This window comes from Mammaliicoccus fleurettii (assembly GCF_002018435.1).
Lineage (GTDB): Bacteria > Bacillota > Bacilli > Staphylococcales > Staphylococcaceae > Mammaliicoccus > Mammaliicoccus fleurettii.
In genome coordinates this window covers 1-22,537 of sequence record NZ_MWJM01000009.1, presented here as the reverse complement: position 1 = coordinate 22,537, position 22,537 = coordinate 1, and the positions used below count along the sequence as shown (strand labels likewise).

21 protein-coding genes are annotated in these 22,537 nt (G+C 31.8%); 11 read left to right on the top strand and 10 right to left on the bottom strand.

Features of this window, described 5'->3' with window-relative positions; translation table 11 throughout:
- Positions 1-10 precede the first annotated feature (10 nt).
- The 3 genes from B2G86_RS08485 (at position 11) to B2G86_RS08475 (ending at position 3,387) form a co-directional block, all read left to right on the top strand.
- Complete coding sequence (locus B2G86_RS08485; RefSeq protein ID WP_078357673.1) at positions 11-1,486, top strand: M17 family metallopeptidase; 1,476 nt, start codon at positions 11-13, stop codon at positions 1,484-1,486.
- 226 nt (positions 1,487-1,712) lie between these two features.
- Positions 1,713-2,996, top strand: a complete 1,284-nt coding sequence (locus tag B2G86_RS08480; RefSeq protein WP_241837742.1) for a Na+/H+ antiporter family protein — start codon at positions 1,713-1,715, stop codon at positions 2,994-2,996.
- Positions 2,997-3,018: 22 nt separating this feature from the next.
- Positions 3,019-3,387, top strand: coding sequence for a PaaI family thioesterase (locus tag B2G86_RS08475; protein ID WP_078357671.1), 369 nt, complete (start codon positions 3,019-3,021; stop codon positions 3,385-3,387).
- A gap of 97 nt (positions 3,388-3,484) precedes the next feature.
- Here the strand turns inward: B2G86_RS08475 and mnhG are convergent, their stop codons facing one another.
- The 8 genes from mnhG to kapB form a co-directional block, all read right to left on the bottom strand.
- Positions 3,485-3,826, bottom strand: a complete 342-nt coding sequence (mnhG, locus tag B2G86_RS08470; protein ID WP_078357670.1) for a monovalent cation/H(+) antiporter subunit G — start codon at positions 3,824-3,826, stop codon at positions 3,485-3,487.
- The gene (locus tag B2G86_RS08465) at positions 3,804-4,094 is read right to left on the bottom strand and encodes a Na(+)/H(+) antiporter subunit F1 (protein ID WP_078357669.1); all 291 of its coding nucleotides are present in this window, start codon (positions 4,092-4,094) and stop codon (positions 3,804-3,806) included. Before B2G86_RS08465 ends, mnhG begins: the two co-directional genes overlap by 23 nt.
- Entirely contained in the window at positions 4,091-4,573 is a 483-nt protein-coding gene (locus B2G86_RS08460; RefSeq protein ID WP_078357668.1) for a Na+/H+ antiporter subunit E, read from the bottom strand. The genes B2G86_RS08465 and B2G86_RS08460 overlap by 4 nt, the downstream gene beginning before the upstream one ends.
- Positions 4,573-6,063, bottom strand: coding sequence for a Na+/H+ antiporter subunit D (locus B2G86_RS08455; RefSeq protein ID WP_078357667.1), 1,491 nt, complete (start codon positions 6,061-6,063; stop codon positions 4,573-4,575). The genes B2G86_RS08460 and B2G86_RS08455 overlap by 1 nt, the downstream gene beginning before the upstream one ends.
- Positions 6,056-6,397, bottom strand: coding sequence for a Na(+)/H(+) antiporter subunit C (locus tag B2G86_RS08450; RefSeq protein ID WP_078357666.1), 342 nt, complete (start codon positions 6,395-6,397; stop codon positions 6,056-6,058). The genes B2G86_RS08455 and B2G86_RS08450 overlap by 8 nt, the downstream gene beginning before the upstream one ends.
- Positions 6,397-6,825 carry a Na(+)/H(+) antiporter subunit B gene (locus B2G86_RS08445; RefSeq protein ID WP_078357665.1) on the bottom strand — a complete coding sequence of 143 codons (429 nt, stop codon included), beginning with the start codon at positions 6,823-6,825 and terminating at the stop codon, positions 6,397-6,399. Before B2G86_RS08445 ends, B2G86_RS08450 begins: the two co-directional genes overlap by 1 nt.
- Positions 6,806-9,217: a Na+/H+ antiporter subunit A gene (locus B2G86_RS08440; RefSeq protein ID WP_078357664.1), complete on the bottom strand. Its 2,412-nt coding sequence runs from the start codon at positions 9,215-9,217 to the stop codon at positions 6,806-6,808. The genes B2G86_RS08445 and B2G86_RS08440 overlap by 20 nt, the downstream gene beginning before the upstream one ends.
- A gap of 152 nt (positions 9,218-9,369) precedes the next feature.
- Positions 9,370-9,747 carry a sporulation phosphorelay system protein KapB gene (gene kapB / locus B2G86_RS08435; RefSeq protein WP_078357663.1) on the bottom strand — a complete coding sequence of 126 codons (378 nt, stop codon included), beginning with the start codon at positions 9,745-9,747 and terminating at the stop codon, positions 9,370-9,372.
- Positions 9,748-9,823: 76 nt separating this feature from the next.
- On the opposite strand from kapB, the gene B2G86_RS08430 reads away from it, so the two are divergent.
- The 6 genes from B2G86_RS08430 to B2G86_RS08405 all read left to right on the top strand — a co-directional run bounded on the left by B2G86_RS08430 (position 9,824) and on the right by B2G86_RS08405 (position 16,471).
- A complete protein-coding gene (locus B2G86_RS08430) occupies positions 9,824-10,417 on the top strand; it encodes a peptidylprolyl isomerase (protein ID WP_078357662.1) in 594 nt (197 codons plus the stop codon).
- 82 nt (positions 10,418-10,499) lie between these two features.
- Positions 10,500-10,700: a hypothetical protein gene (locus tag B2G86_RS08425; RefSeq protein WP_078357661.1), complete on the top strand. Its 201-nt coding sequence runs from the start codon at positions 10,500-10,502 to the stop codon at positions 10,698-10,700.
- A gap of 944 nt (positions 10,701-11,644) precedes the next feature.
- Entirely contained in the window at positions 11,645-12,025 is a 381-nt protein-coding gene (ygs, locus tag B2G86_RS08420; RefSeq protein ID WP_078357660.1) for a S1 domain-containing post-transcriptional regulator Ygs, read from the top strand.
- 287 nt (positions 12,026-12,312) lie between these two features.
- Positions 12,313-13,857: an L-glutamate gamma-semialdehyde dehydrogenase gene (gene pruA, locus B2G86_RS08415; protein ID WP_078357659.1), complete on the top strand. Its 1,545-nt coding sequence runs from the start codon at positions 12,313-12,315 to the stop codon at positions 13,855-13,857.
- A gap of 70 nt (positions 13,858-13,927) precedes the next feature.
- Entirely contained in the window at positions 13,928-15,118 is a 1,191-nt protein-coding gene (locus B2G86_RS08410; RefSeq protein ID WP_078357658.1) for an ornithine--oxo-acid transaminase, read from the top strand.
- A gap of 108 nt (positions 15,119-15,226) precedes the next feature.
- On the top strand, positions 15,227-16,471 hold the full coding sequence (locus B2G86_RS08405) for a Glu/Leu/Phe/Val family dehydrogenase (protein ID WP_078357657.1): 1,245 nt from the start codon (positions 15,227-15,229) through the stop codon (positions 16,469-16,471).
- 718 nt (positions 16,472-17,189) lie between these two features.
- On the opposite strand, the gene argH is transcribed toward B2G86_RS08405, so the two are convergent.
- Positions 17,190-18,563 (bottom strand): argininosuccinate lyase, encoded by a 1,374-nt coding sequence (gene argH, locus B2G86_RS08395; protein ID WP_078357656.1) that lies wholly within the window; start codon positions 18,561-18,563, stop codon positions 17,190-17,192.
- Positions 18,560-19,762 carry an argininosuccinate synthase gene (locus B2G86_RS08390; RefSeq protein ID WP_078357655.1) on the bottom strand — a complete coding sequence of 401 codons (1,203 nt, stop codon included), beginning with the start codon at positions 19,760-19,762 and terminating at the stop codon, positions 18,560-18,562. Before B2G86_RS08390 ends, argH begins: the two co-directional genes overlap by 4 nt.
- Before the next feature lie 212 nt (positions 19,763-19,974).
- Between B2G86_RS08390 and B2G86_RS08385 the strand changes: the two genes are divergently transcribed.
- Together B2G86_RS08385 and B2G86_RS08380 are read left to right on the top strand one after the other, a co-directional pair.
- Entirely contained in the window at positions 19,975-21,312 is a 1,338-nt protein-coding gene (locus B2G86_RS08385) for a glucose-6-phosphate isomerase (RefSeq protein ID WP_078357654.1), read from the top strand.
- A gap of 94 nt (positions 21,313-21,406) precedes the next feature.
- Positions 21,407-22,309, top strand: coding sequence for a nuclease-related domain-containing protein (locus B2G86_RS08380; RefSeq protein ID WP_158079032.1), 903 nt, complete (start codon positions 21,407-21,409; stop codon positions 22,307-22,309).
- Positions 22,310-22,537 lie beyond the last annotated feature (228 nt).

The window sequence follows — 22,537 nt, the reverse complement described above, 5'->3', positions numbered from 1 at the left end:
GGATAATAATATGAAATTTAACATTTTAGAAAAATATTCAAATAATGAATTTCCAATTATAATAGGTTGCCCAAGTCATTTAAATCAAATGCATAATTTTGAAGAAGTGAATAATATATTAAATGGGCAGTTAGATAATTTGAAAAAACAACAAATTATAAGTAGTGAACTAGGTGAAGTTACAAGTACTGCCGTTACTGTTAATAATAATATTGTTAAATTAATTTCTATAGGTTTAGGAAATTTAAAGGAAATTAAAGAAAACGATTATCAAGTTATATATGGTAATTTAAGCCGTTATCTACATAGCAATAAAATAGAAACTGTTAATCTATTTGATGATACATTTTTAACACAAAATGTTACTGAAAAAGAACGATTATATCGATTCGGATGGTTATCAAAACAAGCTGTATTCCAATTTGATCATTTTAAGTCAAATAAATCAGCGAATGTTGAAACTACGATAAACTTTATTTCTACATCTAATGAAAATATTGAGTCATACATTAAGCACGGTGAGATTTTAGGAGATAGTATCAATTTGGCGAGAACTTATTCACAAACACCTCCTAATATTTTGACACCTGATTATTTTGCACAACAAATTGAAGAACATTTTAAAAACTCTAAAGTTCAGGTCACTATCAAAGACGAACAAGCTATTCGCGAGGAAGGTATTGGCTTATTAGATGCAGTTGGTAAAGGGTCTGTAAACCCTCCACGTCTAGTTACTTTAGAGTATAAAGGATCTAAAAATGATCCTATCGCTTTAGTAGGAAAAGGGGTCACTTACGATTCTGGTGGTTATCAAATTAAATCCAAAACAGGTATGCCTACTATGAAATACGATATGAGTGGTGCTAGTAATGTAGTAGCAATGGTTAATGCGATCTCAGAATTGCAATTACCTGTTCACATTGTTGCTGTATTGCCGCTAGCTGAAAATATGGTATCTAGTAATGCAATGAAACCTGATGATGTATTTACTGCTTTAAGTGGTGAAACTGTTGAAATTACAAATACAGATGCTGAAGGTAGACTTGTTTTAGGAGATGCTGTTTCATATGTTGCTCAGTATAAACCAGAACTTATTATGAACTTTGCTACATTAACAGGTGCAGTAGTTGCTGCATTAGGATTAGGAAAAACAGGTATATTCTCTAGTGATGCAGATCAATATATTGAGGATGTAAAGAAAGCAGCAAGGTATTCAAATGAAGTAAGTTTTGAATTACCAATTACAGACGAAGAAAAAGATGATATTAAGTCTTCAGAAGTTGCCGATTTAACAAACTGTATATTAAATAAAAATGGTAAAGCGCTATTTGCTGCAGCATTTGTAACACATTTCAGTGGAGATATTCCTCATTTACATTTTGATATTGCTGGATCAGGTGAAACTGAAAAAGTATCGTTCCGTGGACCAAAAGGCGCTACTGGTGCAATGATTCCTACGGTTATTCATTTCTTAAAAAACAGATAATGCGATATATTATAAAATAATCGAAAAATACTTACAAAGTCACACTGGTTTTGTAAGTATTTTTTAAATTATATTATTCTAAAAATTCTGACTAGTTATCGATATATTGACATCATATTTCTCAACTGATATGATAAATTCATCATTTTACTTTATCGTGGTAGAGAGTTAAAGAATGGAGAGGGTCTTTTTGGAATTTAATGCAGTACTTGTAGCTGTTATTGTAATGATTATACTTTGTTTAATGAGACTTAATGTCGTTTTGAGTATTTTCGTGGGTGCATTAACAGGTGGTTTGTTAAGTGGTATGTCGCTTGATAAAGTGATATCTACATTTGGAAAAACAATCGTTGATGGTTCAGAAGTTGCACTATCATATGCTTTATTAGGTGGATTTGCGGCACTTATTTCATATAGTGGAATTACTGACTACATAGTTGGTAAAATCATCAAATCAATGAAAAAAGAAAATTCGCAAAAAAGTAGACTTAAAATTAAAATTACTTTGGTAGGTGTATTACTCGTTATTTCAATTTTAAGTCAGAATATTATACCTGTCCATATAGCTTTTATACCAATCCTTATACCACCATTATTAAGTCTATTTAATGAATTAAAAATGGATAGAAGGTTAATAGCAACAGTAATAGGTTTTGGATTATGTTTTCCTTATATATTATTACCATACGGATACGGACACATCTTCCAGTCAATTATATTTGATGCATTTGGTAAAGCAAATGTAGATATAGAATTTTATAATATTTGGAAAGCAATGCTTATTCCTTCAATGGGCTATGTTGTTGGATTAATAATTGCAATCATACTTTATTGGAGACCAAGAACATATAAAACAATAAAAATAGAAGAAGAACAAGAATTGAAAACTTTAAAACCATATCCTTTAATTGTTACTGGAGTTGCCATTTTAGCAACATTTATTGTTCAGACATTTACAGAATCAATGATATTCGGTGCTTTAGCTGGTATTCTAATTTTCTTCTTCTCAGGATTATATAACTGGAAAGATTTAGATGTTAAATTAGTTGAAGGAATTCAAATAATGGCATATATAGGTGTTGTTATTTTAACTGCGAATGGTTTTGCGGGTGTAATGAATGAAACGAATGAAGTAGGTACACTAGTTAAAAGTCTCTCTTCTATTACAGGCGATAACAAAGCTTTTAGTATCATAATGATGTTGATAATAGGATTGATCGTGACATTAGGCATAGGTTCTTCATTTGCAACCATTCCCATTATTGCAAGTTTATTTATCCCATTCGGACAAGAAATTGGTATGAGTTCTATGGCACTAATAGCAGTTATTGGTACTGCAGGTGCATTAGGCGATTCAGGGAGTCCTGCAAGTGATTCAACATTAGGTCCAACAGCAGGATTGAATGTCGATGGAGAACATGATCATATAAGAGATACTTGTATACCCAATTTTATTATATATAATATACCATTATTGATATTTGGCTTTATCGCTGCTATGGTATTATAGTATCAATAAGGGGGATCATAATATGGACTTAATAGAAAATCTTCAAATAGAAACAGTAGAATCAAAATATGGTTATATTGAAATGACAATGCCTGTAACTGACAAAGTCAAACAACCATTTGGATATTTACATGGTGGCGCAACAATCGCATTAGCTGAAACAGCAGCATCTGTTGGTGCACATATATCTTCAAATGAAGATGAAATACCTTTAGGATTAGAAATTAATGCAAATCATATTAAATCTATACGAAGCGGTGAAGTAAGAGCTGTGGGGAAAGCACTTCATATCGGACGTACTACACAAGTATGGGATGTTAAAGTAACAAATGAAGAAGAGCAATTAATTTCAGTAATTAGAGCAACTATAGCTATAAAAAAGAAAAGATAAAAATAGGGCTGAGACATAGATTTATAGAATCCCAAAGAAAAAGACGAAATTCACGATAAAGAGTGAATTTCGTCTTTTTTAATTCCTAAAGTATTGTTTATTTTGCATCTTTTAAATCGTCTCGAATTGTACGTTCAGTAGGTTTAACCCCCATATAATACGCACTTCTTGAAACTAAGTGTCCTGCTAAAGGACCTGTAATAAATATAAAAATAATACCTAGTAATAATTGAACATTGAAATGACCTTCTTTACCTATGAAGTAGATCATTACACCTAATAAAATTAACATAACTCCAAGAGTTGAAGCTTTACCAGAAGCATGTGCTCGTGAGAACACATCTGGTAATCTTAGAATACCTAACGCTGCGAAAAAGCTAAAGCATGCACCAATGACCATCATAATTATTGAGATACTAATAAGAATCGTTTCTATCATTTTCAATGATCTCTCCTTTATCCATGAATTTCGCAAATGCTGCAGTACCTAAGAATGCTAAAATACCTATTAATAAAAGTATAACGAATAAATATCTTGTGTTAGTTAATACAGAGAACAATGCAATCATTGCCATTAAAGTTATGCCTAATGCGTCAAGAGCGATTACTCTATCAGCTAAAGTTGGTCCGATTATGACACGAACAAGAATACCTATCATAGAGAGTGCAACGATGATAATAGCGATTATTACGAATATATTTGTCATCGTATGCTCACCTCCTTGATTGCTTTTTCAAATGAATCTTTAATAGAACTTATTTCCGAATCTATATCAGAAAAATCTATAGAGTGAATATAAAGTGTTTTTTTATCATCTGAAATGGCTACGACGATTGTTCCAGGCGTTAATGTAATCAATTGTGATAGTAATGTAATTTCCCAATCATGCTCTAGTTCTGTTGGGTATGCAAAGAACGCTGGTTTATTATGAATTTCTTTTTGGATAACAATTTTAATTACATCTATATTAGCAAGTATCAATTCTTTCATAAATAATATAGCTAATAAGATGCTTTTCCATACTGGACGTAAGTACAAATGTTTGCCAGGTAGTAGGGGTAATGCAACTAATACAAACAATATACCGAATAAATATCCAAATATGAATGCACCAAAAGTATATGTCTCAGAAAGCATCATCCATAGAGTTGCTAATAGAACATTAATTAGTACTTGTATAGCCATTAATAATCGCCTCCTAACGCATTTACATATGTCTCAGGGTTATAGAAAGGCAAGGCTGCTTTTTCTATAAGAGGATATAAAAAGTCTGCGCCAAGTCCAAATAATATTGCCACTACTGTAATTGTGATTGATGCGATCATTAACTTATTAATTGGTAATTTAGGATTGTAAACATATCCTTTTTCTTCTCCCCAAAATGCCATTAAGAAGATTCGCATTACTGAGTAAAGGACACATAAACTAGATAATAATACGACAATACCACTTATATAATGACCATTTTCAAATGTAGACATTACGATAAAATACTTACCGTAGAAACCACTTAATGGAGGTATCCCGGCTAATGATAGTGCGGCAATAAAGTATATCCATCCTAGAACTGGATAATGGTTGATTAGACCACTATATTTTCTTAAATCTGGTGAACCAGTTATTTTAATGATGACACCAATTAATAAGAATAAAGAAGCTTTAATAATCATGTCATGTAGTAAGTAATAAATGCTACCCATCATACCATTTTTGTCCATCATTGCAGCACCGATAAGAATGACACCAATCGCAATCATAATATTATAAATAATAATCTTTTTAACATCATAGTATGCTATCGCACCTATACAACCCATAATAATGGTTAGTATTGCAAGTACAATCAATGTTTGAGTTATAAACTCACTATTCGTTGAATAGAATAAACTGAAAGTACGCATGATTGCATATGCGCCTACTTTAGTTAGTAATGCACCGAATAAAGCAATAATCGGGATAGGTGGTGCGTAATAAGCTCCAGGTAACCAGAAATACAATGGGAACATACCTGCTTTAGTAGCAAAAACAAATAAAAACATAATAAAAGTAATTACGACTATATTTAAATTTGCTTCTGAAAGATCAGCAAGTTTAACATGTAAGTCACCCATATTTAATGTTCCTGTTATGGAGTAGAGCATACCAACACCAAGTACAAAGAAAGCTGAAGTTAAAACGTTAACTAATATATATTTAATACTTTCTTGTAATTGAATTTTTGTTCCACCAATCACAAGTAATAAATATGATGACATTAAGAATACTTCGAAAAATACGAATAAGTTAAATAAATCGCCTGTCATAAAGGCACCGTTAACACCAGTAACCATCATTGATACACCAAAGTAATAAAAATATCTTTCCCGGTGTATACCAATCGATTGGTGTGAGTATATGAGTACTACGAGTGTAATAAACAAACTCGTACTAACTAACAAAGCACTCAACATATCAACGTATATGACAATACTATACGGAACTGGCCAACTACCTAAGTTCAGTGTTTGTGTACCATCCATATTAATCATATAGATATTATATAAACTTACTAAAAAGGCTAAAGTAAAACCAGTTAGTACGACTTTACGCTTTAAATAAGGTCTTGGACCTACAAAAATTAAAGTAACAGCCGTTAAAAATGTAATGATAAGAGGTACAATAATCAAATTATTCATCTTTCGGTACCTCCTTCATCTCTTCTAAATTATCAGTTCCAAGCTCTTTATAACTTCTAAAAGCTAGTACTAAGAAAAATGCTGTAACAGCAAATGCAATAACAATTGCTGTTAAAATCAATGCTTGTGGTAATGGATCAACATAATTTTTGATGCCTTCTTCTTCAATTGGTAAAGCACCTTTCTTTAATCCACCCATAGTAAGAAGCATTAAATGAACACCGTGTGAAAGTAACGTTGTACCAATAATAATCCTAATTAAACTTTTAGAGAGAACTAGGTATACTGATACAGATATAATAATACCCGAAACGAAAATCATTAATATTTCCATTATTCATTCTCTCCAATCGCTAATATAATCGTTATCGCAGTACCTACAACAGCTAGCAGTACGCCTAAATCAAATAGCATTGCTGTATGCCAATGTACTTCACCAAATATAGGAAGGTGAAATTCCCCAAATGCGTGTGTAAAAAATGTTTTATTGTAAGTCCAACTTAAAATAGGTGTAAGAACACAAAAGAATAAACCAGTGCCTGTCACCAATTTAAAGTCAAAAGGAAACATTTTCTTTAATGTTTTAGTGTCAAATGCTATCCCGATGATGATAACTGCAGATGATAGTAATAAACCACCAACGAATCCGCCACCAGGTGTATAGTGTCCACCAAAGAATATAGAAACAGCATACATCATAATAATTAAGAAAATGATTATGGAATTAAACTGAAAGAACACATCATTCGATTGTTTCTTCATGTTCTTCACCTCCATTTTTATCATTATTACGTAGTTTAATTAAAGTATAAATTCCTAAACCAGCAATACCTAATACTGCAGATTCAAACAATGTATCAAAACCACGGAAGTCTACAAGTATTACATTGACCATATTTTTACCTGCTGCTAAGTCATAAACATTATCAATATAATATTTAGAAATTGAATCATAATGTCTATTACCATATGCAATTAGCCCAATTGTAATTACAGCAATACCTATGCAAATAGAAATTATGAAATTACCGATTTTAAATTTACGGTTTTCATCGTGTCTATTCATTTTAGGTAAATGATAGAAACATAATAAGAATAGGGCAGTTGAAATTGTTTCAATAGATAATTGTGTTAGTGCCAAATCAGGTGCACCAAAGAATACAAAGAATAACGCAACTGAGTATCCAACTGCAGCAAGCATAATGATACTGAACAATCTTGATTTTGCTAATACGATACAAAATGTACTTACTAAAATTAATCCCATTAAAATCACTTCATATGGTCTAATTTCGCTTATATTATCAAATGCGATACTAACAGGATGCGTGAATAAAGTTAGTGCAGTCATAATAATAAAGAAAGCAAATATATACATTAAGTATGTTCTAATAAATCCAGTCATATAACTTTGAGTAATTTTATTAGATAAATAAGAGCTTAATTGAATACCTCTATCGTAATAATAATTAAACGTTAAATATTCTGGCTGAATATTGTAAACACCAATCCATTTTTCAACGGATTTAAATAATATGAAACCTACTATAAATACAATTAATGTACCTATTAAAGCAGGTGTGATACCGTGCCAGTGTGATATATGTACTTCAGGTGCATCAGCAAATGGTGCTATAGCTCTTACAGCTGGAGCAATAATACTTTCACTTAATATATTTGGGAATAACCCGAAAAGCACTACTAAAAATGTTAGAATACCTGTTGGCAACAACATAAGCATTGGTGCTTCGTGTGGCTTTTTAGGTAATGCATCTGGTTTATATTCACCAAAGAATACTTCATGTACATATTTAAATGAATACACAAACGTGAAGATGCTACCTACAATAGCGACGATTGGTAGTAAGTAACCAATTGTTGATAAGCTGAAAACATCTGCTTTATGAGCATCAAACATCGCTGTTAAAAATAACTCTTTAGATAAGAATCCGTTAAACGGTGGCACACCAGCCATACTTAAAGCTGTAATAATCGTGAATGTACAAGAAATCGGCATGATGGTCATTAGTCCACCTAACTTTTTAATATCTCTTGTACCAACTTCATGATCAATTGTACCTGTAATCATAAATAACGCGCCTTTAAATGTAGCATGATTAATTAAATGGAAAACTGCTGCGATTATACTCGCTAAGAATAATTGACTTTCTTCTCCAGAGTAGTGATAACTTACAGCACCAATTCCTAACATCGACATAATCATACCGAGCTGAGAAACAGTTGAAAATGCTAAAATACCTTTTAAATCTTGCTGTTTTACGGCATTAAATGATGCCCAGAATAGTGTTATTAAACCTATTGCAGTCACCGCCCACACAAATCCTGCGCTTGCTGCGAAAATCGGTGTAGTTCTAGCAACTAAATAAATACCTGCTTTAACCATTGTTGCTGAATGTAAATAAGCACTTACTGGAGTAGGTGCTTCCATTGCATCAGGTAACCATATGTGAAATGGAAATTGTGCAGATTTAGTCATTGCACCAATTAAAACTAAAATCATCGCAAATATAAAGTAAGGTGATGATTGTATTGTTTCTGCATTCTGTATAAGTGAAGTAATACTCCATGAATTACCAGCTAATGCTAAACAAATGAATCCACCCAGTAACATTAAACCACCAAATACTGTGATTAAAAGTGACTTTTGAGCACCATATATTGATGACTGTTTATGACGCCAATAAGCGATTAGTAAGAAACTTGAAATAGATGTTAATTCCCAGAATAGATAAAGCATAAGTAGATTATCTGATAAAACAACACCTAACATTGCACCCATAAACATTAATAAATAACAATAAAAATTCCCTAATGATTCATTCTTACTTAAATATGTAATGGAATAAAGAACGACTAATGCTCCAATACCTGTAATTAATGATGCAAATAATAAACTCAAACCATCTAGATGAACTGAAAAATTCATTCCTATTCTTGGCATGAATTCCCAAATGACAATAAATGGTTTGTCCGAGTCAGGAACCTTTATGTATGACATAAAATAACTAAATATAATAATAGGAATCGGTAATACAAACCATCCTAGATGAGTTCCTTTATAAAACTTATATAAAATTGGTATTATGATTGCAAAAATTAAAGGTAATAAAATCATAATATGCATTAAACTCATTTAATAACCTCCCTCCAAAAATTCACCTAATTAATATTATACACAATAATCTCAATGCTTGAAAATACTAGCATTACTATATTTCAGAATTTTTAGGCGATTTTTAAATATGAAGAAACTCGTAATAAATTTCTTGAATTTTTTTGTAAAATTTATATATTAACCTTATATTGTCTCGAATAATCTTTTTTCAATTGTTCTATACACTTTAATGCTTGATCACTATAAGCGTTATTTTTTTTCTTCATCTTCTCTTCTAATTCATAAATAGAAGATTTTAGTGATTCAATATAATTCGGTACCTCTTCATTATACGCTTTCAAAAATTGAGCTGTTGTATATCTTTTTTCAAACTGACTCAATGCTTTTCTTTCATGGAAAAACACATTTTCTACTTCATTAGGGCTATGTAAATCACCTTGTCTAGGATGTTTCAATACTGCTAAAATTTTAACAAGAAGTTGATCTCCTATTTCTTCAATTACTTCTACAACATACTGACCAGTTTTATGTGGAAATTGATATAACATGTTGATATCCCCTTTCTATTAAATTATGTTATGATATCACTATTGTAATTATTTTAACATGAATGGAGAATTTTAAATGACAAACTATCCACAATTAACAAATGAAATACTAGAAGGTGAAAGAGTTGTAGAAATTAAAACAACTAAAGGTAATATGACTTTCAAATTATTCCCTGAGCTAGCACCTAAAACAGTAGAAAACTTTATCGGCTTAGCTGAGAAAAAATATTACGACGGAATTATTTTCCATAGAGTAATTAATGACTTTATGGTTCAAGGTGGAGACCCAACAGGAACTGGTATGGGTGGAGAAAGTATTTATGGAAGTGCTTTTGAAGATGAATTCTCATTACAAGCATTTAACTTGTATGGTGCATTATCAATGGCAAACGCTGGTCCAAATACAAATGGTTCTCAATTTTTCATTGTCCAAATGAAAGAAGTACCAGCCAATATGTTATCTCAACTTAAAGATGGCGGTTGGCCAGAAGAAATCGTTGATCGTTATGCTGAAAAAGGTGGAACACCTTGGTTAGACCAAAAACATTCAGTATTTGGTCATATCGTTAAAGGTGAAGACATTTTAGAAGAAATCGCTAATGTTAAAGTTGGCGCTAATGACAAGCCAGCTGAAGACATAGTAATCGAGACAATTGATATTATAAAATAAATCGACATTCAATTGTCATAAAAAATCAATTCATTCGACTTAATCTTTGTTATAATCTAGATGCTAAGGGAGTGGTCGGATTATGATGGAATTTCTTTATTTTCCAGATAATAAATTAGAATATATTCCTGCTGTTGCTACGTTATTATTATTTATGGTTTTGGCGTACATTGTTTTTATGATGTTTCGTAAAAAATCAAAAAAAGACGAAGAGAAAATGAAATCATTTGAAAAACAAGTGATGGATCATTTAGAGCAAGAGGAGAATAAAAGTAAAAAATAACTAAGTGAATATTGCTTTGCACCAACTACTATCTGATTGAAATCCTATGAAGTTTGAGGATTAAACAATTGTAAGATCATGGTAATAAAAGTAGTATCATTACAAGCTAGTTGAGAAATGTAATATAAGAGAATACTTTGGGATATAAATATCCTAGAATTTATTAAGAACAGAAATTCATTTTAATAATGAATTTCTGTTCTTATTTTTTATGAAAATTATTGTTCAGCTCATAGACTTTGTTGGTATTTTTTATGCGCATGCTTTCCGCGGGCATGTTCTCAGCCTGTAGTCTTCGAATCATGCTTTTCCCGCAGGAGTCAGCGCTAAAAAATAACAAATATTAATTAAATATTTATTAAATAGTTGGAATTCATTCAAGAACTGATTCTATGTTTAAAAAATCTACTTATTAAAACAAAAAACAAACTGAACTTATAAATTTAAGTTCAATTTGTTCAAAGTCCGTAGTAGCACTTAGAGCTACCATTTTTCTATATAAAGCATCTCGTTAATTTGGTTTTTATTGTATAATTTAAACGATTTTGTAAGTGCTGACGCCTGAGGGAATAGTATGCGTGAGAGACTACAGGCTCGAACCATACCCCTAGGCAAGCATGCACGAACAAAATCGTTAGTTTCTATAAAAAATGGTTATTAGTAGTGATTTTGTAAAGTGCTGACGACTGAAAAAATAGTATGAGCGAGAGACTATAGGCTCGAGCCATACCCCTAGGCAAGCATGCACGAACAAAATCGTGAGATTTTATAAAAATGGTTATTAGTAATATTTTTTTTAGTTATGTTTTATGTTCCAAGTTCATTCTTTAAGTTATATTTATGAATTGTATTTTCAGAATTATATATCAAATTAATGGTTAATTAAAAATAACTATGCTATGATGTAAGAGTTAATAACTATAAGTACAAGGGGTTTTCTAAAAGTGGGAAAACAATATAAAGTTGGTCAGTTTGTAAAGGTAAAAGTGACTGGCATACAGCCATATGGCGCCTTTGTTGAAACCCCTGAACATGTGGAAGGTCTCATTCATATATCAGAAGTGATGAATGATTACGTGCATAATCTCAATCAATTTTTAAGTGTTGGTCAAATTGTTAAGGCAAAAGTGATCAAAGTTGAAGTAGATGGTAAACTAAATTTATCACTAAAAGAGAATGAGTATTTCAAGAGACAAGAGCGTAAGAAAGAAAAGCGTTCAGTTCTAGATGAAATACGTGAGACAGAAAAATATGGGTTTCAACCTTTAGAAGAAAGGTTGCCTAAATGGATTAATCAATCTAATAAGCATCTTGAAGACGATTAAATAATTATTTAATCGTCTTTTTGTATACTCATTTTTTGTTTAAAGGACTATAAAGAATAAAACACTGCTATTTGTAAGTGAAAATTATGAAAAAATATTAAATTTTTATAGTGTTTAAGTGAACTTTTAATCGTCTTTTTGTATATTTATCTGAAGTAATTTTACAACTTATTTTAATCCTTAATTTTTGAAAAAAATAGCTTGAAGTAATCTATAAAAGTGTGTCATTATAGGAATGTAAGGGGTTTCTTTTTTTGCCCCATATAAACATAGGGAGGTTTACTTTAATGATTCCATACAAACACGAACCATTTACTGATTTTGCGAAAGAGGAGAATAAGGCTGCTTATTTAGAAGGTCTTAAAACTGTTGAAGGATATTTAGGAAAAGAATATCCGATTATTGTTGGAGGGGAAAGAATTTTTACTGATGATAAAACACGTTCTTATAATCCTTCTAATATAGAAGAAACAGTTGGACTAGTTTCTAAAGCAAACAAAAAGCATGCTGAAAAAGCAATGGAAGCGGCTAAAGAAGCTTTTAAAACTTGGAGAGAAACTGATCCAATTGTTCGTGCAGATGTGTTATTTAGAGCAGCTGCAATTACTAGACGCCGCAAACATGAATTCTCAGCGTTACTTTCTAAAGAAGGTGGTAAACCATGGAAAGAAGCTGATGCTGATACAGCTGAAGCGATTGACTTTATGGAATACTATGCGCGCCAAATGTTAGAACTAAAAGACGGTAAAAAAGTAGAAAGCCGTCCTGGAGAATATAATAAATATAATTATTTACCAATTGGTGTTAGTGTCGTTATTTCACCTTGGAACTTTGCATTTGCTATTATGGCAGGAACTACTGTAGCACCAATCGTTACAGGTAATACGGTATTGTTAAAGCCATCTTCAAAAACACCTGTTATTGCTTATAAATTTATGGAAGTTCTTGAAGAAGCTGGTTTACCAAAAGGGGTAGTAAACTATATACCTGGTTCATCAAGTGAAATCGGTGATTACTTAATTGATCATAAAGATACAAGTTTAATTTCATTCACAGGTTCTCGCGATGTTGGTGTATCTATTTATGAAAGAGCAGCAAAAGTACAAAAAGGTCAAACACATCTTAAGCGTGTAATTGCTGAGATGGGTGGTAAAGATACTATCATTGTTGATTCTGAAGGTGATTTAGATTTAGCTGCAGATTCTATAGTACAATCAGCATTCGGTTTTTCAGGACAAAAATGTTCTGCATGTTCTCGTGTAATTGCTGTTGAAGATATTTATGATGATTTATTAGATAAAGTGGTTGAGCGTACTGAAAAATTAACAGTCGGCGATTCTACAAATCATGAAAATTATATGGGACCTGTAATCGATGAAAATTCATTAAATAAAATTAAAAAATATATTGAAATCGGTAAAAAAGAAGGCCGTATTGTAGCTGGTGGAACAACTGATGAAGAAAAAGGTCATTTTGTTAACCCAACTGTTATAGCTGATTTGAAACATGATGATAGAGTGATGCAAGAAGAAATCTTTGGACCAGTTGTTGGTTTCAGTAAAGCAAAAGATTTTGATCAAGCAATCGAATTTGCTAACAACACTGAATATGGCTTAACAGGCGGCGTTATTTCTAATAATAGATTTAAATTAGAACAAGCACGCAAAAACTTCTTAGTAGGTAACTTATACTTTAATAGAGGTTGTACAGGCGCGATTGTTGGATATCAACCATTTGGTGGGTTCAAAATGTCTGGTACAGACTCAAAAGCTGGAGGCCCAGATTACTTAGTACTTCATTTACAAGGACGAACTACGTCAGAAATGTTATAATGATGTTGGAATATTCAAAATACAGTAGGGCGTATACATGCTCTACTGTTTTAATGGGAGGAGATTTAATATGACAAAATCACAAGAAATAATTGAACAAACAAATACATTTGGTGCTCCAAACTATTTGCCATTACCAATTGTAATTTCAGAAGCAGAAGGCATTTGGGTGAAAGATCCAGAGGGTAATCGTTATTTAGATATGTTATCAGCATATTCAGCTGTTAACCAAGGTCATCGTCATCCGAAAATCATCCAAGCATTAAAAGATCAAGCGGATCGTGTAACACTAACTTCACGTGCATTCCATAGTGATCAATTAGGTCCATGGTATGAAAAAATATGTAAACTTGCCAACAAAGAAATGGTACTACCTATGAATACAGGTGCAGAAGCTGTTGAAACAGCAATTAAAGCTGCAAGACGTTGGGCATATCAAGTGAAAGGTGTAGAAGATAATAAAGCAGAAATTATTGCGATGAATGGAAACTTCCATGGTCGTACTATGGCTGCAGTTTCACTTTCTTCAGAAAAAGAATATCAAAGAGGTTATGGTCCATTATTAGGAGGATTTAAACTCGTTGATTTTGGTGATATTGAGCAAATTAAATCAGCTATTACACCTAACACAGCAGCTGTGTTAATTGAGCCTATTCAAGGTGAAGCGGGTATTAATGTACCTGAAGATGGCTATTTAAAACAAATTAGAGAAGTCTGTGATGAAAATAATGTGTTGTTTATAGCAGATGAAATTCAAGCAGGTTTAGGAAGAACTGGAAAATTATTTGCTACTGATTGGGATAACGTACAACCAGATATGTATATTCTTGGTAAAGCATTAGGCGGAGGCGTATTCCCAATTTCATGTATTGTAGGTAATAAAGAAATATTAGAAGTATTTAATCCAGGTTCTCATGGTTCTACTTTTGGTGGTAATCCACTTGCTGCTGCTGTTTCAAATGCAGCATTAGATGTAATAATTGATGAAAAATTATCAGAGCGTTCATTAGAGCTTGGTACTTACTTCAAAGATGAATTGAAAAAAATCGAACATCCATCTATTAAAGAAGTAAGAGGTAAAGGATTATTCATCGGAATCGAGTTAACTGAAGATGCTAGACCATATTGTGAGAAATTAAAAGAATTAGGACTATTATGTAAAGAAACTCATGATACAGTAATCCGTTTTGCACCGCCATTAATCATTGAAAAAGAAGATTTAGATTGGGCACTTGATCAAGTTAAGTCTGTTTTTAAATAAAAAAGCTGATAACGTTTACAAAAAAGTGTTAAAGACCTTTTAAAAATAATCAATTATGTTACAATTATTTAGAGATTAAAAGTATTTAAAAAAGAGGCGAAGAGGATCATGAGCGAAAATTTAAATTTAGTTTCATCGACACAAGAAATTATTGGTGTAGCCCTTAATAAATTAGGTTTTGATGAGGGGATGTACGATTTAATTAAGGAACCAATGAGATTATTAACAGTGCGTATACCAGTTAGAATGGATGACGGTTCTGTTAAGACGTTTACTGGGTATCGTGCCCAACATAATGATGCAGTTGGTCCAACAAAAGGTGGCGTACGTTTCCATCCTGATGTTGACGTTGAAGAAGTAACAGCTTTATCTATGTGGATGACATTAAAATGTGGAATTGTAGATTTACCATATGGTGGCGGTAAAGGTGGTATCGTTTGTGACCCAAGACAAATGAGTATTCATGAAGTTGAAAGATTATCTCGTGGATATGTTCGTGCTATTTCTCAAATAGTAGGGCCAACAAAAGATATACCAGCACCAGATGTATTTACAAATTCACAAATTATGGCTTGGATGATGGATGAATACAGTCAAATGGATGAATTTAATTCACCTGGATTCATTACTGGTAAGCCAATTGTGTTAGGTGGTTCTCAAGGTAGAGACCGTTCTACTGCATTAGGTGTAGTTATTGCAATTGAACAAGCTGCCAAAAGACGCGGTAAAACAATCGAAGGTTCTAGAGTCGTTATACAAGGCTTCGGTAATGCCGGTAGTTTCTTAGCGAAATTCTTATATGACCAAGGGGCAAAAATTGTAGGTATCTCTGATGCTTATGGTGCACTTCATGATCCTGAAGGTTTAGATATCGATTATTTATTGGATCGTCGTGATAGCTTTGGAACTGTTACTAATTTATTTGATGATACTATTTCAAATAAAGAATTATTTGAAATTGACTGTGACATTCTTGTTCCAGCAGCAATCTCAAATCAAATTACTGAAGAAAATGCAAATGACATAAAAGCTAATATTATTGTTGAAGCAGCAAATGGTCCAACTACAATGGGAGCTACTAAAATTTTAAGTGAACGTGGTATTTTATTAGTACCAGATGTATTAGCAAGTGCAGGTGGCGTAACGGTTTCATACTTTGAGTGGGTACAAAATAATCAAGGTTATTATTGGACTGAAGAAGAAGTTAATGAAAAATTACGTGAAAAACTAGTTAAAGCATTTGATACAGTTTATAACTTATCAGAAAACAGAAAAATAGATATGCGTTTAGCAGCTTATATTGTAGGTATTAAACGTACAGCAGAAGCAGCTAGATACAGAGGTTGGGCATAAGCTTCAATCCAGTAATCTACTGTGAATAGAATGATTTGAGGGTGAGACAATTAATTTGTCTCACCCTCAAAATGATTTTGGGACATAAATTCTAACTCAAAATAAATAAGCATATCACTTAACTGATTTTTTAAAAGTTTATAGTGATATGCTTATTTTTTATAATACTTTACGATTTTGTACGTGCATGCTTGCCTAGGGGTATGGATCGAGCCTGTAGTCTCTCACGCATACTATTCCCTCAGGCGTCCGCACTTACAAAATCGTTACTAATGATCTATTTTTATATGCATTTTTTCTACGATTATACTTATAAGTGATGCGTTAAAAGCAGATTTAGGTAAAATTGCTGATAAGAAGTCCATTAAAAGCAATTCTAGGTAAAATAGCTGATAAGGGTGTGTTAAAAGCAATTCTCAGTAAAATAGCTGATAAGAGGTCCATTAAAAGCAATACTAGGTAAAATTGCTGATAAGGGGTGCGTTAAAAGCAGATTTAGGTAAAATTGCTGATAAGAAGTCCATTAAAAGCAATTCTAGGTAAAATAGCTGATAAGAGGTGTATTAAAAGCAATACTCGGTAAAATAGCTGATAAGAGGTGCATTAAAAGCAATACTAGGTAAAATTGCTGATAAGAAGTCCATTAAAAGCAGATTTGACTACAAAATGGAGGCTGAGACAATTTAATTGTCCCAGCCTCTGGAATAATAATTTTATTTTAAATAAGTTCTTTAGCTACATTAATCTGATGTTGTACGGACTCTTGTCCTGTTGAACCATAACTTTTTCTACGGCTTAAGCAATTTTCAGGTTTTAAATAATCATATACATTGGATTCGATTTTATTGTTATATGATTGATACTGTTCTAAAGGTACATCTAATAAATATTTTCCATTTTGTATACACCATAATACGATTTTACCTACAATTTCGTGTGCTTCTCTAAATGGTATATTTTGTTCTACTAAGTAATCTGCCAATTCTGTCGCATTTGAAAAGTCTTTATGAACTGTTTCATTTAAACGATCTTTAATGACTTGCATTGATGTAATCATACCTTCAAATATACGTAAAGATCCTTTAATAGTATGAATAGCATCAAACAATCCTTCTTTATCTTCTTGCATATCCTTGTTATAGGCTAAAGGTAGTCCTTTTAAAGTAACTAACATACTCATTAAGTAACCAGTTGTTCTTCCTACTTTACCTCTAATCAATTCTGCCATATCTGGATTTTTCTTTTGTGGCATAATAGAAGATCCTGTTGAAAAGCTATCTGATAAAGTAACGAACTTAGCTTCATCTGTAGACCAAAATATGATTTCTTCAGCAAATCTTGATAAATGGACCATCGTTAATGAAATGTTATGCAATGTTTCAACAATGTAATCACGGTCACTTACAGCATCAAGACTATTTTCATACAAACTACTGAAACCTAGAAGTTCTTGTGTACGATGTCTATCTATTGGATGTGTAGTGCCACTTAATGCTGCTGCACCAAGTGGATTAATATCAATCCTTTTAATGCTGTCATTAAATCTTGATTTATCACGTTCTAACATCCAAAAATACGTCATTATATGGTGAGCAAACGATATTGGTTGTGCTCTTTGAAGGTGTGTATAACCCGGCATAATTGTATGAATATGATCATCTGCAATGCTGATAATAGATTTTTGTAAAGATTCAACAAGTTTAATAATTTCTTGGACATTTTCCTTTGTATAAAGATGCATGTCAGTTGCAACTTGATCATTTCTACTTCTACCTGTATGTAGCTTTCCACCGACTTGACCAATTTTTTGAATTAATGCGTGTTCAACGTTTAAATGAATGTCTTCTAATGATTCTGATAGTTCTAAATTATTGTTGTAATAATCTTGTTTTATTTCTTTTAAACCTTGAATAATTAATTCAGCTTCATCATTTTGAATAATATTTTGTTCAGCAAGCATTGTTGCGTGCGCAATACTGCCTTGTATATCTTGATCAATCAAATTTTTATCAAAATGGATAGATGCATTGAATGCATCTACCCATGATTCAGGGTTAGACTCGAATCTTCCACCCCATGCTTTTTTTGTCATTTTAAAACACCCTCTGTTTCTAATAATGCTTTAACTTTTGTAGGTAAGCCAAAGATTTCGATAAATCCTACTGCAGCTTCTTGATTAAATGCATCTTCTTTAGTATATGTTGCAAGTTCTTCATTATATAAACTAAATGGAGATTTACGTCCATTTACAATAACATTTCCTTTGAATAGTTTAACACGTACTGTACCAGTTACTTGAGTTTGAGTAGAATCAATAAATTGTTTTAAGCTCTCAGTTAAAGGTGAGAACCATAAGCCATTATAAATTTGTTCTGATAATTGTTTTTCGATAACTGGTTTGAAATGTGCAACATCTTTAGTTAAAGTAATCGTTTCTAAAGCTTTATGTGCTTCCATAATTACTTTTGCACCAGGTGTTTCGTACACTTCACGAGATTTAATTCCAACTAGACGATTTTCTACATGGTCAATTCTTCCGATACCATGTAAACCAGCAATTTCATTTAAATTTAAAATGAGTTGATCTAATGGATACGACTTATTATTTATTGAAGTAGGTAATCCATTTTCAAAAACAATTTCAAGTTCTTCTGGTGTATCCGGAGTTTCTTCTATTGGATTAGTTAAATCATATGCATCTTCTGGTGGTGTTGCGAATGGATCTTCTAAAATACCACATTCATTACTACGACCCCATAAATTTTGGTCAATTGAATAAGGAGAGTCTAAATTGATAGGAATAGGAATATTATGTTTTTTTGCATAATCAATTTCTTCCTCACGACTCCAAGACCATTCACGAACTGGTGCTAATACTTTAATATGTGGTGCTAATGATTTAATAGCAACTTCAAAACGTACTTGGTCATTACCTTTACCAGTACAACCATGTGCGATAGCAATAGCGTCTTCAGCTTGAGCTATTTCTACTAATTTTTTGGAAATAAGAGGTCTACTTAATGCAGATACTAAAGGATATGTTCCTTCATACATTGTATTACCTTTAATTGCATAACCAACAAAATCTTCGCTAAATTCTTTAGTAGCGTCAATGACATATGATTGTTCTGCGCCCATATCGAATGCTTTTTGTTGTACAAGGTCTAAGTCTTTACCTTCACCAACATCTAAACAACATGCAACTATTGAATAACCTTTTTCTATTAACCATTTTACTGCAACACTTGTATCTAAACCACCTGAGTAAGCTAAAACTACTTTATTAGACATAACTTAAATCGCTCCCTTTTGTATTAATATTTAATATCTTGTATATTTAATCGATAAACATACGATACCATATTGATTTTGTATTTTCAATAGTTTTATTAAATATTTATGCATTACAAAGTATATCGTTACATTTCAATTGAAAGCCTATGAAAACTAGAGTAAAATAAAGACGTTGTTTAAATTAACTATGAATTCAATAGGAGGATACTATGTCACATATTCAATTTGATTATAAAAAAGCATTAACGTTTTTTGGTGAACATGAACTAGACCAATCAAGAGATTTAGTAAAGAATATACATCATGTTATACATGAAAAAACAGGAGCAGGTAGTGACTTTTTAGGATGGGTTGATTTACCTGTTGATTACGATAAAGAAGAATTTGATCGAATCTTATCAGCTTCTAAACGTATTAAAGAACAATCAGAAGTATTACTTGTTATCGGTATTGGTGGTTCTTATTTAGGTGCACGTGCTGCAGTAGAGATGTTGAATTCAACATTTGCTAACTACGAAAAAGGTGAGAATCCTCAGATTATATTTGTTGGACATCATTTATCATCATCATATGTACATGATTTAATTGAATATATAGATGGTAAAGATTTCTCTATTAATGTTATTTCTAAATCAGGTACAACGACTGAACCAGCTGTAGCATTTAGAATTTTCAAGAAAATTTTAGAAGAAAAATATGGTAAAGATGAAGCTAAAAATCGTATCTTTGCTACTACAGATAAAGAAAAAGGTGCTTTAAATGATTTAGCTACTGGAGAAGGTTACGAAACATTTGTAGTGCCAGATGACGTAGGTGGTAGATATTCAGTATTAACAGCTGTAGGATTACTACCAATTGCAGCAAGTGGTGTAGATATTCAAGAAATGATGAATGGTGCTGCTGCAGCACGTGAAGATTTATCATCATCTGAACTTGAAGAAAATATTGCATATCAATATGCAGCAATCCGTAATATTCTTTATGCAAAAGGTTATTCAACTGAAATGTTAATTAACTATGAGCCTGCATTACAATACTTTAGTGAATGGTGGAAACAACTATTCGGTGAATCAGAAGGTAAAGACTATAAAGGTATTTATCCTTCAAGTGCAAACTTTACATCTGACCTTCACTCATTAGGACAATATGTACAAGAAGGACGTCGTTTCTTATTTGAAACAGTTGTTAAAGTTGAGAGCCCTAAACATGATATTACAATAGAAGAAGATAAAGACGATTTAGATGGTTTGAACTTCTTAGCAGGTGAAACTGTTGATTTTGTTAACACTAAAGCATTCCAAGGTACACTATTAGCTCATACAGATGGTGGCGTACCAAACTTAGTTGTTAAAGTGCCTCAATTAGATGCATATACATTCGGCTATGTTGTATACTTCTTCGAGTTGGCTTGTGCTATGAGTGGATACTTACTAGGCGTTAATCCATTCAACCAACCAGGAGTTGAAGCATATAAACAAAATATGTTTGCTCTACTTGGTAAACCAGGATTTGAAGATTTGAAAAAAGAATTAGAAGACAGACTATAATATGAGAATGATTTTAAAAAAGTCCCCGAATTTTTATTCGGAGGGCTTTTTTTGATTTGTAAGTGAAATTTTGAAAATATGAGGTGAAAAAATTTTGAAGTTGATTAACAATTTATTCATTGATTATGTTGAAGCGGTTAAAGAAAGGGTGGAAGATTTTCCAAAAGAATTAGATGAACAATACCAAGTCATTAAACAAGGTTTCGAAGGAGAAAAGCAATTTGCTAGCCTTCTAAATGAAATAGAAGGTCTATGGTGGATATATGATTTACAAATTAAAAATTACAACCAAATTCAATTTGATTTCTTAGTGGTAACTGATGATGAAATCATTCAATTTGAAATTAAAAATTTCACAGGAGACTATTATTATGACAACCAAAAGCTATATAGAAGTTCTGGTTATGTAGCAAAAGATCTTATTAATCAATTTGAAGTAGCACATGATGGATTAAAAAGAGTTATTCAGAAATATAATATAAATAGAAGGGTGAAAAGTTATATTGTATTTATACATCCAACATTTACATTACATGGTGATTTAAGATCTAAAGTGGATATTTTAGTGAATAGCGAGTTGTACAAATTAAAAGAAATGGTATCAAATAACTTCAAATATGATCACAATAAATTGATTTATGACAAGTTGAAATCACTACACCAGCCATTTTTAACCAACAATAAACATTTTCAAAAAATACAGTTTGATGAGATAAATGGAGGGGTAAGATGTACAAAATGTCGGAAGATGTTGCAAACAGAGTTGATTTATAATAAACGAAAATATTTAAACTGCAACCATTGTGGTACCGTATTGATGAGAAGTGATATTATTATAAAATCATTAAAAGAATTATATTTATTGAAAGATGCACCTTTTTCAGTCAAAGAAGCAGAAGAATGGACAGGTGTTTATAGAAGTTCTATCAAAAGGGTTTTATATAATAATTTTAAAAGAATTGGAACTGGAAAAAGCACAAAGTATTATGCTCAGTGAATGAAAAGTATTTTGAAACGCAAAATACGGACCGATAAAAATAATTAACGGTCCAGAAACAGGAAATACGGACCGATAAAATAAATTAACGGTCCAGAAACAGAAAATACGGACCGATAAAAATAATTAACGGTCCAGAAACGCAAAATACGAGTCAAGTCCATAATTTTGTGTAATATCTTTAGATGTAATCAACCTTTGGTTTTTCTAGGGTATTAACAAAATATA

Bases quoted from the DNA above. Each gene is read 5' to 3' on its own strand.
- B2G86_RS08390 (WP_078357655.1), bottom strand. From the start codon at position 19,762: ATGTCTAATAAAGTAGTTTTAGCTTACTCAGGTGGTTTAGATACAAGT.
- B2G86_RS08425 (WP_078357661.1), top strand. From the start codon at position 10,500: ATGATGGAATTTCTTTATTTTCCAGATAATAAATTAGAATATATTCCT.
- B2G86_RS08430 (WP_078357662.1), top strand. From the start codon at position 9,824: ATGACAAACTATCCACAATTAACAAATGAAATACTAGAAGGTGAAAGA.
- argH (WP_078357656.1), bottom strand. From the start codon at position 18,563: ATGACAAAAAAAGCATGGGGTGGAAGATTCGAGTCTAACCCTGAATCA.
- B2G86_RS08405 (WP_078357657.1), top strand. From the start codon at position 15,227: ATGAGCGAAAATTTAAATTTAGTTTCATCGACACAAGAAATTATTGGT.
- B2G86_RS08460 (WP_078357668.1), bottom strand. From the start codon at position 4,573: ATGGCTATACAAGTACTAATTAATGTTCTATTAGCAACTCTATGGATG.
- B2G86_RS08450 (WP_078357666.1), bottom strand. From the start codon at position 6,397: ATGGAAATATTAATGATTTTCGTTTCGGGTATTATTATATCTGTATCA.
- mnhG (WP_078357670.1), bottom strand. From the start codon at position 3,826: ATGATAGAAACGATTCTTATTAGTATCTCAATAATTATGATGGTCATT.
- B2G86_RS08465 (WP_078357669.1), bottom strand. From the start codon at position 4,094: ATGACAAATATATTCGTAATAATCGCTATTATCATCGTTGCACTCTCT.
- B2G86_RS08480 (WP_241837742.1), top strand. From the start codon at position 1,713: ATGATTATACTTTGTTTAATGAGACTTAATGTCGTTTTGAGTATTTTC.
- B2G86_RS08475 (WP_078357671.1), top strand. From the start codon at position 3,019: ATGGACTTAATAGAAAATCTTCAAATAGAAACAGTAGAATCAAAATAT.
- B2G86_RS08485 (WP_078357673.1), top strand. From the start codon at position 11: ATGAAATTTAACATTTTAGAAAAATATTCAAATAATGAATTTCCAATT.
- B2G86_RS08410 (WP_078357658.1), top strand. From the start codon at position 13,928: ATGACAAAATCACAAGAAATAATTGAACAAACAAATACATTTGGTGCT.
- kapB (WP_078357663.1), bottom strand. From the start codon at position 9,747: ATGTTATATCAATTTCCACATAAAACTGGTCAGTATGTTGTAGAAGTA.
- B2G86_RS08440 (WP_078357664.1), bottom strand. From the start codon at position 9,217: ATGAGTTTAATGCATATTATGATTTTATTACCTTTAATTTTTGCAATC.
- B2G86_RS08445 (WP_078357665.1), bottom strand. From the start codon at position 6,825: ATGAAGAAACAATCGAATGATGTGTTCTTTCAGTTTAATTCCATAATC.
- B2G86_RS08455 (WP_078357667.1), bottom strand. From the start codon at position 6,063: ATGAATAATTTGATTATTGTACCTCTTATCATTACATTTTTAACGGCT.
- pruA (WP_078357659.1), top strand. From the start codon at position 12,313: ATGATTCCATACAAACACGAACCATTTACTGATTTTGCGAAAGAGGAG.
- B2G86_RS08385 (WP_078357654.1), top strand. From the start codon at position 19,975: ATGTCACATATTCAATTTGATTATAAAAAAGCATTAACGTTTTTTGGT.